We start from the raw sequence: 15,194 nt of genomic DNA, 5'->3' as shown, positions 1-15,194 counted from the left end.
GCGAACACGATGTTGTTATAGCGATAAACGCGATGTTGTCGTTTTAGTGTAATAGAAGCCCTGTACCAATAGCCAGCCATTGGTCGCCGCCATCGCCATGCTGCTACACTGCATACTTGTTTCTATCTGGCCCATCCACCGCCAATGCCCCTCGTGACCGCCGACAGTCTGACCCCCGCCGCCCTCGATGAGCCACTGTATTACCTGCACAATTTGCGCACAGTTGTTCGCTGGGTGTCAGATCATCACCGCGACCTGCTCACCGATGCCGAATGTGCACAACTGGTCGCGCTACTGGCACTCGCCGAACCCAGCCAGGCGCTACTGGCACGAATGACCATGCGCAAGGGCGCATTGTTTCGCAGCGACACCCTGAACTACCGGGAAATCCCCGACATCCACGGCGCACTCAATGACCTCGTCGCAGGTGGCTTTATCGATTCTGCACCAGCACTGCCCGCCGAGGCCCTTCACGCCCTGTGCCGCCGCGAAGACATCGTCACACTGCTTTTAGCCCAGGGAGTAGCGGTTCCCAAATCGGCCAGAAAAAGCGACTTGCTTCCGACCCTGCACGCACTCAGCACCGAAAGTCAGCCGCTATCAGACTGGTGGCCCGACGCCCCCTTCAGCATCGTTGCCCTCAGCTGCATGCCCCTGCTGGACCGGGTCAGGTTGTTGTTCTTTGGCAATCTGCATCAGGACTGGTCGGAATTTGTGCTCACCGAATTGGGGCACCAGCGCTACGAATCCGTTCCCTTCAATGGCGATTCACGTGCTTTTCGCAGCCGCGCCGAAGTAGACACCTATCTCGCCATCCATCACTGCCACGAAACCCTGACCGCTCTCGTGGAAGCCCCCGAGAGATTGCCGCTGCTGACCGAGCAGCTCCCCCCCCCAGACGACAACCCCTGGCTGGAGAACCGCCGCCGCAAACTGTTGTTTGCCGCAGCCCACAGCGCCGAGCGTCTGGGCCAGCACGACCTCGCCCAGACGCTTTACCAGCAAAACCCCCACGAGGAGGCTCGAGTGCGCCTGTATCGCATGCAGGAAAAACACGCACCTCCCGAGAAACTGCTGCCCCTGCTCAACAAGGAGTTGTCCGGACAGTTGCGGCCCGAGACCCGCTTGCTGCTGACCCGAGTGCAACACCGGCTGCAGAAAAAACTCGGCCAGAAGGTGGCAAGAGCCGCCAGGAGCCCGCTGCCCACTCGGCAAATGCTGCTGCCCAAGCAGGAACAACGGGTTGAGTTCGCCACCCTGGACGCCCTGACCCACGACAGCTGCCTGAACGGCTACTACACCGAAAACTGGCTGTTTACCGGACTGCTGGGCCTGCTGCTTTGGCCGGTGATCTTCGCCCCCCTGCCGGGAGCGTTTTTCCACCCCTTTCAGTCTGGCCCCGCCGACCTCTATCGACCGGATTTCGTCAGCCGCCGCCAGCAAAAAATCGACGAACGCCTGTCCAGCCTGCATCGCGGTGATTATCGCGATCTGATCCGCCAGTGCTGGCACGACAAATTCGGTATTAGCTGCGCCCTGGTACACTGGCCCGCCCTGCCTGAAGCCTTGGTGGAACAAGCCCTGGCCATTATCCCGGCTGAGCATTTACAGGTGATCTTCCGCCATCTGCTCGCTGACCTGCGCCACCACCGTCGCGGTATGCCCGACCTGACCCTGTTCGACGCTGACCAGCGCCGCTATCAGCTGGTCGAGGTAAAGGGACCCGGCGATCGCCTGCAAGACCATCAGACCCTGTGGCTGGAGACCATGCACCGCCACGGTATTCCGGTGGAGGTCGCCACGGTCACCTGGAGCCCCTCCCCATGACTCAGGTATCGGTGAAAAACCTGTGCGAATTTGCCGCCCGCACCGGCAGTCTGGAATTCCGCTACACCCCCGCCCCTACCGCCGAGGAAGGGATTACCGGACATATCACCGTGCAGAACCGGCGGCCAGATCCTTATATCGCGGAATACCCGCTTAAAGGTGAGTGCGAAGGTATTGAGATCGCCGGACGGGTTGACGGCTACTACGCCAATCAGCAGGAATGTTTTCTCGAGGAGATCAAAACCCACCGCGGCAATATCGAGCGTATTGGCCCCGGCCGCCGGGCCATGCACTGGGCCCAGCTCAAGGTCTACGGCGCGCTGTTCTGTCTGCGCGACAAACGCGATGAGGTGATGCTGCGGTTAACGTATTTTGAGGTGCGTCGCGAAGAAGAAGTCCACGACGACATTCTGTTCAGTGCCGAGGAACTGTTCGACTACCTCCGCCAACTGTGCCGACGCTACGCTCTGTGGGCCGACAGCGAAGCGTGCCATCGCCACGCCAGGGACACCGCCCTTGGCCAGCTGACCTTCCCCCACAGCGATTTTCGTACCGGACAACGCGCCCTGTCGGAAACCGTGTACAAAGCCATCAGCACCGAGACATCCCTGCTGCTGCAGGCGCCAACGGGTATTGGCAAAACCGTTGGCGTGCTATTCCCGGCGATGATGGCCATGCCCTCACAACACCTCGACCGCCTGTTTTTTCTTACCTGTCGTAACACCGGACGCAAACTGGGGCTGGAGGGTGTCGGCACCATCCTCGCAGCCCAGCACAGCGCGCCGCCCATTCGAGTATTGGAACTCTCCTCCCGCGAGGCGGCCTGCGACCACCCCGACCGCGCCTGTCACGGTGAGTCCTGCCCCTTGGCCGAGGGCTTTTTTGACCGCCTCGACGCCGCCCGGGCCGAGGCGGTGCAGCAGCCGATTCTGAGCCAGCAAGCCCTGCGCGACATCGCCGGCAACCACGGCATCTGCCGCTATTTCCTCGCCCTGGAAATGGCCCGCTGGTGCGATATTGTCATCGGTGACGTGAACCACTACTTCGACCAATTCGCCCTGCTCTACAGCCTCAGCCAACAACACAACTGGCAGGTGGTGCCACTGGTAGACGAGGCCCACAATCTCATCGACCGTGCCCGTAGTATGTACAGTATTGTGCTCAGCGAAGCCGAAACCCTGTACACCATTGCCAAGGCCCCCGCGCCGCTGCGCCAGCCCCTCAATGACCTTGAAGCGGCGTGGCAGGCGCTGGTCAAACCCTATCTCGACGAACACTGCGACGACACCCTGCGCCGGGCCTTTTTTCTCGACACGGTGCCCGAGGGTCTGAATACCGCCCTCTACAGCCTGATCGCCGCGATTACCGACTACCTCAGCGACCACCCCACCGCCGCGGATATTCAGCACGTGCTGTTTACCGCACTGGGCTTTTTGCGCCTGGCAGACAGTTTTGGCGACCATTCCCTGTGCACCCTGGAATTCGAGATGACGCCGGTCGATGGCGGCCGCCTGCGCGGCAGCGCGCGGCTGAAAATCGACAATCTGATACCCGCTGACCACCTCAAGGACCGCTTTATCGACGCCAGCAGTACGGTGTTATTCTCCGCCACCCTCGCACCGGAAAACTATCACCGGGACCTGCTCGGCATGCCGTTTAACACCCACTTTGTCGATATCGAGAGTCCCTTTCATCGCAGGCAGATCGACCTGCGGCTGGTTACCGACATCAGCACCCGGCGGGATCATCGCCACCGATCGCTGGCCCCGATTGGCCGCCGCCTGGCCGACCAATATCATCGCCAACCCGGCAACTATCTGGTGTATCTGAGCAGTTTCAGCTACCTCGGTGCACTGCACGACCACCTGGCCAGCGAGTATCCACAGCTGCGATTAATCCAGCAGCGCTCCGGCATGACACCGGGCGAGCGCGAGCAATTTATTGCCGAAGTCAGCGACCCCCGGCCCAGCATTGGTCTGGCGGTGTTGGGTGGCGTGTTTTCCGAAGGCATCGACTTGCCCGGCGACCAGCTGATTGGAGTGTTTGTCGCCACCCTTGGTCTGCCGCCCCACGACGAACTCCACGAGGTGCTGCGCGAGCGGTTGGAACAGCGCTACGGCGACGGCTATGGCTACACCTATCTTTACCCCGGCATGCAGAAGGTCATTCAGGCGGCGGGACGATTGATACGCACCCCGGAGGACCGCGGCGTTATCGAACTGATCGACGACCGCTTCCGCCGCAGGGAAGTGCAAGCCATGCTGCCCAGGTGGTGGTGGGAATAAGCTGCCGGGGGCGCCTACTGCACCCCCGGCCCCTGTAGATGGATCGCGTCATCACCACGATCCGGCACGTCATCACTCCAGCGCACCGAGCCCGACGGCCGCCCCAGCCAGCGCGATACTTTTACCGGCTCAGCGCCGATATGCATGGCCATCGCCTTGTTGTGCATGGCGCTTTCTTCAAGGGTGCGTCGCCCGCGCAGACGCAGGTAGTCGTTCCAGGTCGGACAGCTAAAGCGTTCGCTCCACACTTCCGGGTCGCCAATATTGCGCGACAACGACCAGTCATAGGCCCCGTTGCGCCGGCGTGCCTTGCCCTGTTCGCGCATCAATTTGTAGAAGTCCCGAGCCTCATCGAGGGCAATGCGGTATTGCAGATCAATGGTAATCGGGCCGCTGCGGCCGGTAATGGCAAGATTCACATCCGGGTCACTCAGCGCCACCTCGTCCAACTCCGTCGCCGAGGTACGGTCTGCCACCGGCAGCAACACACCGAGTACGATGGTGGCCAACAGTCCCGCCGCGGCCACGTCAAAGGCGATGATCAGGCCGTAGTCCCTGGCGATCACTCCCCATAGCCAGGCTCCCGTCGCCACCCCCAGGGTAATCGCCGCTGACGAAGTGGCAATGGCCCGCCCCATCACCCAGCGCGGCACGAATAATTGCACCATGACGCTGATAGTGGTGGTAATCACCATCCACGCCATCCCCGCCGCCAGCAAGATCGCATAATCCAGGTAGACATTGCGGCTGTACGCCAGCGCAAGAATGCCACCGGCCACCAGCGCGCTGCACAGGCGCAGCGTGCCCTCGTTCCCCAAACGGGTGCGCAGGGGGTCGAGAACAAAAATGCCGCAGACCGCCCCCACACCAAAACATCCCAGCATCAGCCCAAAGGTGTTGGCACTGCCCTGCAACAACTCACTGGCAATGAGCGGCATCAGCGATGGCAGCGCCGCACCAAAAAAACACACCACAAACGCACGACCCATCGCACGGCGAAGGGGCTGCATATTCAGCACATAGCGCACACCGGAATTAATCGAACGCAACATTCCCTCCGGCGGCAAACGGGAGGACTCCGCCTGTCGCTGCCAACGCCGCAGGGACTCCAGCATCGGCAAAAACGACAGGGTATTTAACGCAAAGGCCACCGTCGCCCCAAATGCCGACACCAACATACCACCCAGCGCGGGGCCGACACTGCGGGCCACGTTATAGCTGATATTGTTCAATGCCACCGCCTGCGGAATCAGCACCTTGGGCACCTGCTCTGCCACCGACGCTCCCCGCGCCGGGGCCGCCAGGGCCGCGCCGGTGCCCACCAGCGCGCAAAGCCCCAGCAGATTCCACGGAGTAATCATGTCCAGCCAGGAAATCAGGGTCATCAGCGCGGCGGCGACCATCGACAACAAAAAACACACCATCTGCACTTTGCGTCGATCAAAAATATCCGCCACCGCCCCGGCCGGAAGGGCCAGCAAGGCCATTGGCAGAAAGGTTGCCGTCTGCACCAGCGCCACGTGATCGGCGGTAGAAATACTTGTCATAATCCACGCGGCGGCCACGCTCTGAATCAGGCTACCCGCGTTGGACACGGTGTTACTCACCCACATACTGCGGAAGGTACTGTGCCCAAGTGGCGAAAATATCCCCGCTTTTTCTCCGCTATCCTTTGGCGTATTCCCCATCGGTTTATTGTTTCCCTATCAGCCTTCGCAAATGCCGGCACAGAATCACTATAGGAGACTTCCCGCCAATTCTAAACACCATCTGCCATCACTTATCCGCGGGTGTGGTCTAAGCTCACTTCACCACCGTAGTGTGAAATGTCGGCGGGGCACGACTCCCACTACGACAATCTCAGAACAATCGATTCGCAAAACCTATTAATACAAAAGGAAATAGAGATTAGACCAATAGATGAATAGGCGCTTAAATCTATACTCAAACCGACGCGCTTCAACGATAAAGGAGATACCCGATGAGCGACGCAAGCAAATGCCCGGTAATTGGCCACGGCCAGGCTCTGAGTGCAGGGGCAGGAACCCGCAACCGCGACTGGTGGCCAAACCTGCTGAACATCAACATTCTGCATCAGCATTCGGCGCTGTCCGACCCCATGGGCGAGGACTTCGACTACGCTGAGGAATTCAGCAGCCTCGACCTTGCCGAGGTCAAAAAAGATCTCCTCGCACTGATGACCGATTCCCAGGACTGGTGGCCCGCCGACTACGGCCACTACGGCCCACTTTTTATTCGTATGGCCTGGCACAGCGCTGGCACCTACCGTATCAGCGACGGCCGCGGTGGCGGCGGCACCGGTTCGCAGCGTTTCGCCCCACTGAACAGCTGGCCCGACAATGGCAATCTGGACAAGGCGCGGCGTCTGCTGTGGCCCATCAAACAGAAATACGGTCGCAAGCTGTCGTGGGCCGATTTGATGATTCTTACCGGCAACGTGGCGCTGGAGTCCATGGGCTTCAAGACCTTTGGCTTTGCCGGTGGCCGGGAGGATATCTGGGAACCCGAAGACGACATTAACTGGGGACAGGAAAAGGGCTGGCTGGAAGACGAGCGCTACAGTGGCGATCGCGAGCTGGACGATCCCCTCGGCGCGGTGCAAATGGGTCTGATCTACGTCAACCCCGAGGGGCCAAACGGCAACCCTGACCCGATCGCGGCCGCCCGTGATATTCGCGAAACCTTCTCGCGCATGGCAATGAACGACGAGGAAACCGTTGCCCTGATTGCTGGCGGTCACACCTTTGGCAAGTGCCACGGCGCGGCTCCGGCAGACCACTGCGGCCCCGAGCCGGAAGCGGCACCGATTGAAGAAATGGGCTTTGGCTGGCGCAACAGTCACGGCAGTGGCAAGGGCGGCGATACCATTACCAGTGGCCTTGAGGGCGCGTGGACCGAGCAACCCGCCAAGTGGGACAACGGCTTTTTCGACACCCTGTTTGGCTACGACTGGGAATTGACCAAGAGCCCCGCCGGCGCGCATCAGTGGACCCCCAAAAACGGTGCCGGCGCAGGCCGTGTACCCGACGCCCACGACCCCAAAAAAACCCATGCACCGTTTATGCTGACCACCGATCTGGCGCTGCGGGAAGACCCCGAGTACGGCAAGATCTCCCGGCGCTTTCACCAGAACCCCGAGGAGTTTGCCGACGCCTTCGCCCGCGCATGGTTCAAGTTGACCCACCGCGACATGGGCCCGGTGGCTCGCTACCTGGGGCCAGAGGTGCCCAGTGAAACATTGATCTGGCAAGACCCGCTGCCCCCGCGTGACCACAAGTTGATCGGCGAGCAGGACATTGCCTCCCTGAAGCAACGCATTCTGGATTCTGGCTTGACGGTGTCCGAGCTGATTTCCACCGCCTGGGCGTCGGCGTCCACCTTCCGCGGCTCCGATATGCGCGGTGGCGCCAATGGCGCGCGGGTAAGACTCGCCCCGCAAAAAGACTGGGAGGTGAACCAACCGGCCACTCTGCAGAAAGTGCTCACCGCACTGGGCAACATACAGCAGGACTTCAACAGCAGCCGTAGCGATGGTGTGGCGGTGTCACTGGCCGACCTGATTGTTCTGGGCGGTTGTGCCGCACTGGAAAAATCAGCACAGGATGGCGGCCATTCCGTCACGGTGCCCTTCACCCCGGGTCGGGTCGATGCCACGGCCGAACAGACCGATGCCGACTCCTTTGCGCCACTGGAACCGGTCGCCGACGGCTTTCGCAACTACCAACGCGGCAGCCATCGTGCTACGGCAGAGGAGCTGTTGATTGACCGAGCGCAACTGCTCACCCTGAGCGCACCGGAAATGACGGTACTGATCGGCGGTCTGCGGGTCCTCGGCACCACCGTGGGCAATAAACACGGCGTGTTGACCAAACGTCCCGGCATCCTCAGCAATGACTTCTTCGTCAATCTGCTGGACATGGGCACCGTGTGGTCACCCACCGACGACAGCCACAGCGTGTTCGCCGGCTGTGACCGCAGCACCGGCAAACCCCGCTGGACTGCCACTCGGGTAGACCTGGTGTTCGGCTCCAACTCGCAGCTGCGCGCACTGGCGGAGGTCTACGCCTGCGCCGATGGCGAAGCGCGCATGGTGGCCGACTTTATTCGAGCATGGGACAAGGTGATGAACCTGGATCGCTTCGATCTGAAGTAAACCCCACGGCAACACCGGGGACTGTCCCCGGTGTTTTCCCCAAGGGCTATTCCAGCTGGCTTATCTCTGCAATAGCCCTCACCTCGCCCACCTGATATCCCAGGTGAGCAAAATAATCGCGTATCGCGTCCCTATCAAAGGTGCCCCTGGCATCACGAAAAGTGGGGCAGCGTTTGGCATTCATAAAGCCATTCAAAACAATTTCAACTACAAGCATCAGGCAATCTCCCAGAGCGACTATTGTTATTTTGGTGTTCGGGTCTATGGCCATTTAGTGTTACGGCAAAACAGATGTAGCAAGGTGTCTGCCAACACTGGAATATTTGAAAAATATCCTTGCTTTGAACGTAAAATCAAACAGTTAGAGTCACTTCATAGTCAGACAACATCCTCTCGCAACCCCTCCCTTTCCTGTACCGACGCCTCATCACCCTCCAGGGGAATCACATTGGTGCGAATCCCCCGTCATTCGCCCGGTTTCGCCCACTCAACGATCACTTGGTACAGGGCTTCACTCACCGTCGAACGGGCGCGGCGGCGATGGCTCACAATGCCGATATTGCGGCTGATCTGTGGCGACAGGGTTCGGCATACCGCGCCCATCTCCTCCAGCTGACCGGCGCTGATCGCTGGCACCACGCTGACCCCAAGACCCTCGGCGACCATGCGCCCCACGACCACCAACTGGTGGGCCTCAAAGCTCGGCGCAAAGGTGACATCGTAACGGCTCATCATCTCACTCACCTGCTCGCGAATACTCGACGGCCTCTGCAGGGCGATAAACGCACAGTGGTGCAGATCTCGCCAATGCAGTTTTTTCTTGCTCAACAGCGGGTGGTCTGCTGGAAAGGCCGCCACGAAGCGGTCACTGAACAGCGGCAAAAAATCCAGGTCCTCCTGTTCGCCGGGATCAAAGGTAATGCCCACTTCGACCCGACCACCGCGCACCATCTCCAGCACTTGCTCCGCCACCACATCGTGCACGGTGACATTGATATTCGGGTGACGACGCTGAAAACGCCCCAATATCGACGGCAGCAGAGTGCCGGCAAAGGTCGGCATGGCGGCAATATTCAGTTTTCCCCGGCGCAGGGCGAAAAGGTCGCTGACATCCTCCAGCGACCGCTCCCAGTCCTGTAACAATTGTTTGGCACGGGGATAGAACTCCTCGCCCTCGGGGGTCAGGACGACCGAGCGGGTGGTGCGCACCAATAACTTTCCGCCGACAGCCTCCTCCAGATTCTTGATCGCAATACTCAGTGCCGGCTGTGACAGATGCATATGGGTACAGGCTTCAGCAAAGCTGCGGCTGCGCGCCACCGCAACAAAAGCCTGCAATTGGCGAATGGTGATATTCATAAATAAAACTTATTAATTAGTGATTTTTTTAAATTGGACAAATATTACTCACTAACGCATTCTGAGCCAATCACTTCGTGCAACGCATAACAAGACTGGAGAAACACTATGCCCGGCCTGGATAAAGTAGTAAGCAGCTACGAGGAAGCCCTGGACGGCCTCGAAGACAATATGACCGTCGTCGCCGGCGGCTTCGGCCTGTGCGGTATTCCGGAAAACCTTATCAAGGAAATCAAGCGCAAGGGCACCCGTGGCCTGACGATCGCGTCGAATAACTGCGGCACCGATCAGCACGGCCTTGGCCTGCTGCTGGAAGACCGGCAAATCGCCAAAATCATCGCCTCCTATGTGGGCGAGAACAAACGCTTCGAAGAGCAAATGATGAAAGGCGAACTTGAAGTCGTATTGACGCCCCAGGGCACGCTGGCGGAAAAAATGCGCGCCGGCGGCGCGGGCATTCCCGCGTTCTATACCGCTACCGGCTACGGCACCCCGGTCGGCGAGGGCAAGGAAGTGCGGGTGTTCAACGGTCGCCACTATATTCTGGAGGAGGCCATTCAAGGTGACTTCTCCATCGCCAAGGCATGGAAGGCCGATCGCTATGGCAACCTTGTGTTTCGTAAAACCGCGCGCAACTTTAACCCCATGGCGGTCACCGCCGGCAAAATTGCGGTGGTCGAAGTAGAGGAAATCGTCGCCGTCGGCGAACTCGACCCCGACGAAATCCACCTGCCCGGTATTTATGTGAACCGGTTGATTCAGGGCACCTTCGAAAAAACCATCGAACAGCGCACCGTGCGCGGTTAATAACCGCCCACCGCAAGGAGAACACACCATGGCACTATCACGTGAACAACTGGCGCAGCGCGCAGCGCAGGAATTCCGCGACGGCTACTACGTCAACCTGGGCATCGGCATTCCCACCCTCGCCGCCAACTATATTCCCGACGGTATGGAGGTAATGCTGCAATCTGAAAACGGCTTGCTCGGCATGGGCCCCTTCCCCACCGAAGATGAAGTCGACCCCGACCTGATTAACGCGGGCAAACAAACGGTCACGATGGCCAAGGGCGCCGCCCTGTTCAACTCAGCCGAATCCTTTGCCATGATTCGCGGCGGCCACGTCGACCTGACCATACTCGGCGCCTTCGAAGTCGACTGTCAGGGGAACATCGCCAGTTATATGATTCCCGGAAAATTGATCAAGGGTATGGGCGGCGCCATGGATCTGGTCGCCGGCGCAGACAATATTCTGGTGGTAATGACCCACGCCTCCAAGCACGGGGAGTCCAAGCTACTTAAAGAATGCACCCTGCCCCTGACCGGCAAGGGCTGTATCAAACGGGTGCTGACCGACCTCGCCCTGATGGATATCGAAGACGGAAAATTTATCCTGCGCGAGCGCGCCCCCGGTGTCAGCGTAGACGACATTGTCAGCCTGACCGCCGGCGATGTCGTCGTACCGGAAGACGTTAAGGAAATGAGCCTCTGAATCCATGCCCGGCTCGCCGCCGGGCAGCGGCGTGGGTCAATGCACTATATCCGACGCCGACAACGCGACCCCCATTGCCTGTAGTTGTCTGCCAGCCTGGGGATCGCGACTTTGCTGCCAGCGCTGATACAGCCGCAGCACATCTGCGGCGTCGAAGCGAGTGTGCCGCGAGCAGGCCCGGGCAACCAATTCAAGCATAGCCGCAAAGGTAGACGCCAACTCGGAATAAACATGGCGATTGTGCCGGGCATGTTCCGACAGATAGCTGTATGCACCCCCGCCCATGCCGACAAAATAATCTTTATACAAACCGCGACGGCGATAGTTTTCAGGAAACAAGGCACCTATAAACAACGCCAGGTCGCCCAATTGGCGCATCAACAAACAGCGTGCACGGGGGTCGCGGCTTTCACAGGCATCGCTGTACAACAGCGCCAGTGGGCGCAGATCCAGTCGGCCGTCGTCGTAGCTGAACACCTGCTCACTATCACCGAAGCGGGCAAGCATATCGCCCATATACCAGAGCGTGTCCTCCTGTGGCGGGCGGCGTTGTTTATCGCCCTCTTCGTGCAAGCGCTCACGAAAATAGTCGGCCAGGGGCTGTTCAACACGGGACAAGACAGACGACGTCATAGACTCTCTCCTTTTCAGGTGACCTGACAAAAATATAAGGGGTATTTTCTTATTTTTCCATTTATAAGAGCCCTCGATTTTATAAGTAAAAAATATATAAGACGCTTCTTGAAAAGCCGTTTTTCGATCCTATTTTGCCCTTGAGAGGGGATTGAAGGACGGCCTTCCATCACCCCCTCCACGGTTTGTATCAACAGACTGGGCAGTGCTATAAGCCCTACTATTGGAGGAAGAAACATGAGTATCAAGCCGCTCTATGATCGGGTGGTTGTTAAACGGCTTGCCGCGGAAACAACAACCAAAGGTGGAATCGTGATTCCCGAAAAAGCTGCGGAAAAATCAACACAGGGCGAAGTCATCGCTGTTGGCGACGGCGCGCTCCTCGACAACGGCAGTGTTCGCGCCCTGTCGGTCAAGGTTGGCGACCGCATCCTGTTCGGCCAATACGCTGGCACAGAGGTCAAAATCGACGGTGAAACCTATTTGATCGTAAAAGAATCTGAAATTTTTGCGGTAGTTGAACAAAGCGCAGTACAGGAGAAAGCAGCATGAGTGCGAAAATCGTAAAATTTTCTGATGACGCCCGCGAGCGCATGTTGAATGGCGTGAACATTCTCGCCGATGCAGTGAAGGTGACCCTCGGCCCCAAGGGGCGCAATGTCGTTCTTGATAAAAGCTTCGGTGCGCCACGAGTGACCAAAGACGGCGTTTCCGTGGCCAAGGAAATCGAACTGCAAGACAAGTTCGAGAACATGGGCGCACAAATGGTGAAAGAGGTTGCCTCCAAGACCGCCGACGTAGCCGGCGACGGCACCACCACCGCTACCGTGTTGGCTCAGGCGCTGGTACGGGAAGGCCACAAGGCTATCGCGGCGGGCATGAACCCGATGGATCTCAAGCGGGGTATCGACGCCGCCGTTGCCGCCGCCACCGAACAACTGGGTAAAATTTCCAAGCCCTGCGACGACAACAAGTCCATCGGGCAGGTCGCCACGGTCTCCGCGAACTGGAACACCGACATCGGTGAAATTCTGGCGGAGGCGATGGAAAAAGTCGGTCGCGATGGGGTTATCACCGTTGAAGAAGGCAAATCCCTGCAGAACGAACTGGAAGTGGTCGAAGGGATGCAGTTCGATCGCGGCTACCTGTCACCCTACTTCATCACCAATCAGGAGAAGATGCAGGTCGAGCTGGAAAACCCCTACATCCTGCTGTTCGACAAGAAGATCAGCAATATCCGCGACCTGCTGCCCACACTGGAAGCCGTGGCCAAGGCCAGCCGTCCGCTGCTGTTGATTGCCGAAGATATCGAAGGCGAAGCCCTGGCAACACTGGTGGTGAATAACCTGCGCGGCATCCTCAAAGCGGCAGCGGTAAAAGCCCCGGGCTTCGGCGATCGTCGCAAGGCCATGCTGCAGGATATCGCCATCCTCACCGGCGGTACGGTGATTTCCGAGGAAGTTGGTCTCGATCTGGAAAAAGTCACCCTGGAGCAGCTCGGCAGCGCCAAGCGTGTAGTCATCGACAAGGACAACACCACCATCGTTGACGGCGTGGGCCAAAAAGCCGATATCGACGCCCGTGTTGCCCAAATCCGCGCCGAGATCGACAACTCCAGCTCTGACTACGATCGCGAAAAACTTCAGGAGCGTGTTGCCAAGCTGGCCGGCGGTGTTGCGGTGATCAAAGTGGGCGCCGCCACCGAAGTGGAAATGAAGGAGAAGAAAGACCTCGTCGACGACGCCCTTCATGCCACCCGCGCGGCAGTGGAAGAAGGCATCGTTCCCGGCGGTGGCATCACCCTGGTGCGCGTGGCCGACATTCTGCGCAAGGAAGGCGTTAGTGCCGCCAATGACGACCAGAAAGTCGGCATCAATATCGCCCTGCGCGCGATGGAAGAACCCTTCCGTCAGATCGTCGCCAATGCCGGCGTGGAAGGCAGCGTGGTGCTGGATAAAATCCGTGCCAACGACAATCTGTCCCACGGTTACAACGCCCAGAACGGCGACTACGGCGATATGCTGGAATTCGGCATTATCGACCCGACCAAGGTCACCCGCTCTGCACTGCAGCACGCGGGCTCCATCGCCGGACTGATTCTCACCACCGAAGCGATGGTAGCCGACAAGCCCGCCGACAAGAAAGACAGCGCCGCACCGGCGATGCCTGACTTCGGCTAAGGCCCCCTCCACAGCAGGCGCCTGGCGCCTGCTGTGCTCCCTCTGCCACAATTGGGGCGGCCAACCTCCGCCACCCCATCCTCGCCCCCACTAACACTTCCCCCGACGATCGCGTACCCTTGAGACATTCACCATCAGGGGATCGATACCATGAAAAAACTCGACAACGAAAAAGAGCTGGTGAAAAAGGCCTTGGCGGTGGGCGGCGCCTACGCCGAAAAGCGCGGCGCGGCACAATTTGAAGACGGCGACTCCGCCAACGAACGCCTCGAATTTATCTACCGCCTGCTGGTGCGCGATAAACTGATCCAACCCATGCCCGAGTTGCAGGTTTCCCAACAAACCATCCGCCACCGCCTGGCCCTCTGGGCAAAATCCCTCACCCCCAATTAGGGGACAGACCCCAGGGACAGACCCCGGGGTCTGTCCCCATGCCTGCGCTATTTACGTATTGAAGGTTCGCTATTGAATTTGCAACTATGGGGATCTACACCCACCCATTTCGCCCATTCGGCGGAGTAGGAGCTGCATACCAATGACGTCTATAACAAAAGGCAGCACAGTGAATTCAGTCGCGCTGGGGCAACTCCTGGTTTCCGGCGGGTTTATTTCTGACCGTACGCTCAAGCAAGCCTTGCATCGCCAGCGGTGGAACCCGCGTCCCCTCGGTGCCATTTTGCAGAAAAATCACAAACTTAGTCACATAGACACACGATCTGTGCTGCACTTGCAGCGCCAGCTCGGACAATTCGCCGACGCACCCGGCAAGGTTACGCCCCCCGCTCTGCACTTGACGCTGGGAGAGCTGCTGGTGGCCAATGGCGAGGCCACCCGTGAACAGGTCGATAAGGCCCTGGCGGAGCACCGTCGCCAGCGCCGTCGCCTCGGCGAAGTGCTGGTAGACCAGCATATCCTCACGCCCAGTCGGCTTTGCCGCTGGCTGATGCTACAGAAAAAACTGCTCAGCGCCGCCGCGATGGCCATCGGGCTGATGTCAGGCAGTGTCACCGCCGCCGCAGACGAATCATCCGGCCAACGCGTATCCGCCACCAAATTTGTACAAGCGGGCCTGCCAGGCATCACTCCTGCCTGGGTTCAGCATAAACCCGCCAGTCTGGCCCGACTCAGCATCAAGCACCGTGACTTTAGTGAGATCAGCCGCAGTCGAGATGGCAGCCTCACCCTGAAATTGAGTCGTCAGGGCTTAAATCTCACCAAACGATTTTAGGGGGTCTGTCCCCGGG

The 15,194-nt window shown here is 59.1% G+C and carries 13 protein-coding genes; 9 read left to right on the top strand and 4 right to left on the bottom strand.

From position 1 onward, the window contains the following. Positions 1–144 precede the first annotated feature (144 nt). Together HCU74_RS14205 and HCU74_RS14200 are read left to right on the top strand one after the other, a co-directional pair. Positions 145–1,827 (top strand): VRR-NUC domain-containing protein, encoded by a 1,683-nt coding sequence (locus tag HCU74_RS14205; RefSeq protein ID WP_210425289.1) that lies wholly within the window; start codon positions 145–147, stop codon positions 1,825–1,827. Then, on the top strand, positions 1,824–4,112 hold the full coding sequence (locus tag HCU74_RS14200; protein WP_168451096.1) for an ATP-dependent DNA helicase: 2,289 nt from the start codon (positions 1,824–1,826) through the stop codon (positions 4,110–4,112). Before HCU74_RS14205 ends, HCU74_RS14200 begins: the two co-directional genes overlap by 4 nt. Positions 4,113–4,126: 14 nt before the next feature. On the opposite strand, the gene HCU74_RS14195 is transcribed toward HCU74_RS14200, so the two are convergent. Beyond that, positions 4,127–5,800, bottom strand: coding sequence for an MFS transporter (locus tag HCU74_RS14195; RefSeq protein ID WP_168451095.1), 1,674 nt, complete (start codon positions 5,798–5,800; stop codon positions 4,127–4,129). A 293-nt stretch (positions 5,801–6,093) separates the two neighbouring features. Here HCU74_RS14195 and katG point away from each other — a divergent pair, with 293 nt between their 5' ends. After that, a complete protein-coding gene (gene katG, locus HCU74_RS14190) occupies positions 6,094–8,286 on the top strand; it encodes a catalase/peroxidase HPI (protein ID WP_168451094.1) in 2,193 nt (730 codons plus the stop codon). Between the two features lie 46 nt (positions 8,287–8,332). Here katG and HCU74_RS14185 read toward each other — a convergent pair whose 3' ends face one another. Together HCU74_RS14185 and HCU74_RS14180 are read right to left on the bottom strand one after the other, a co-directional pair. Next, positions 8,333–8,503, bottom strand: a complete 171-nt coding sequence (locus HCU74_RS14185) for a hypothetical protein (protein ID WP_168451093.1) — start codon at positions 8,501–8,503, stop codon at positions 8,333–8,335. Between the two features lie 248 nt (positions 8,504–8,751). Then, positions 8,752–9,645 (bottom strand): LysR family transcriptional regulator, encoded by an 894-nt coding sequence (locus HCU74_RS14180; RefSeq protein WP_168451092.1) that lies wholly within the window; start codon positions 9,643–9,645, stop codon positions 8,752–8,754. Positions 9,646–9,753: 108 nt separating this feature from the next. Here HCU74_RS14180 and HCU74_RS14175 point away from each other — a divergent pair, with 108 nt between their 5' ends. After that, positions 9,754–10,452 carry a CoA transferase subunit A gene (locus HCU74_RS14175; protein ID WP_168451091.1) on the top strand — a complete coding sequence of 233 codons (699 nt, stop codon included), beginning with the start codon at positions 9,754–9,756 and terminating at the stop codon, positions 10,450–10,452. A gap of 28 nt (positions 10,453–10,480) precedes the next feature. Continuing rightward, positions 10,481–11,137: a 3-oxoacid CoA-transferase subunit B gene (locus HCU74_RS14170; RefSeq protein WP_168451090.1), complete on the top strand. Its 657-nt coding sequence runs from the start codon at positions 10,481–10,483 to the stop codon at positions 11,135–11,137. A 36-nt stretch (positions 11,138–11,173) separates the two neighbouring features. Here HCU74_RS14170 and HCU74_RS14165 read toward each other — a convergent pair whose 3' ends face one another. After that, positions 11,174–11,770, bottom strand: a complete 597-nt coding sequence (locus tag HCU74_RS14165) for a hypothetical protein (RefSeq protein WP_168451089.1) — start codon at positions 11,768–11,770, stop codon at positions 11,174–11,176. A 237-nt stretch (positions 11,771–12,007) separates the two neighbouring features. On the opposite strand from HCU74_RS14165, the gene groES reads away from it, so the two are divergent. From groES to HCU74_RS14145, 4 genes are all read left to right on the top strand, one after another. Further along, entirely contained in the window at positions 12,008–12,322 is a 315-nt protein-coding gene (groES, locus tag HCU74_RS14160) for a co-chaperone GroES (protein WP_168451088.1), read from the top strand. Next, positions 12,319–13,950 (top strand): chaperonin GroEL, encoded by a 1,632-nt coding sequence (groL, locus tag HCU74_RS14155; RefSeq protein WP_168451087.1) that lies wholly within the window; start codon positions 12,319–12,321, stop codon positions 13,948–13,950. The genes groES and groL overlap by 4 nt, the downstream gene beginning before the upstream one ends. 150 nt (positions 13,951–14,100) lie before the next feature. Then, positions 14,101–14,343, top strand: coding sequence for a DUF5062 family protein (locus HCU74_RS14150; protein ID WP_168451086.1), 243 nt, complete (start codon positions 14,101–14,103; stop codon positions 14,341–14,343). Between the two features lie 142 nt (positions 14,344–14,485). Beyond that, on the top strand, positions 14,486–15,178 hold the full coding sequence (locus HCU74_RS14145; protein WP_168451085.1) for a cyclic di-GMP-binding domain-containing protein, MshE-related: 693 nt from the start codon (positions 14,486–14,488) through the stop codon (positions 15,176–15,178). The last annotated feature ends 16 nt before the right edge of the window (positions 15,179–15,194 follow it).

The sequence above is a fragment of the Spongiibacter thalassae genome (genome assembly GCF_012272835.1).
In the GTDB taxonomy this organism is placed as follows: Bacteria; Pseudomonadota; Gammaproteobacteria; order Pseudomonadales; family Spongiibacteraceae; genus Spongiibacter; species Spongiibacter thalassae.
This window is presented reverse-complemented; position numbering and strand designations above follow the sequence as displayed.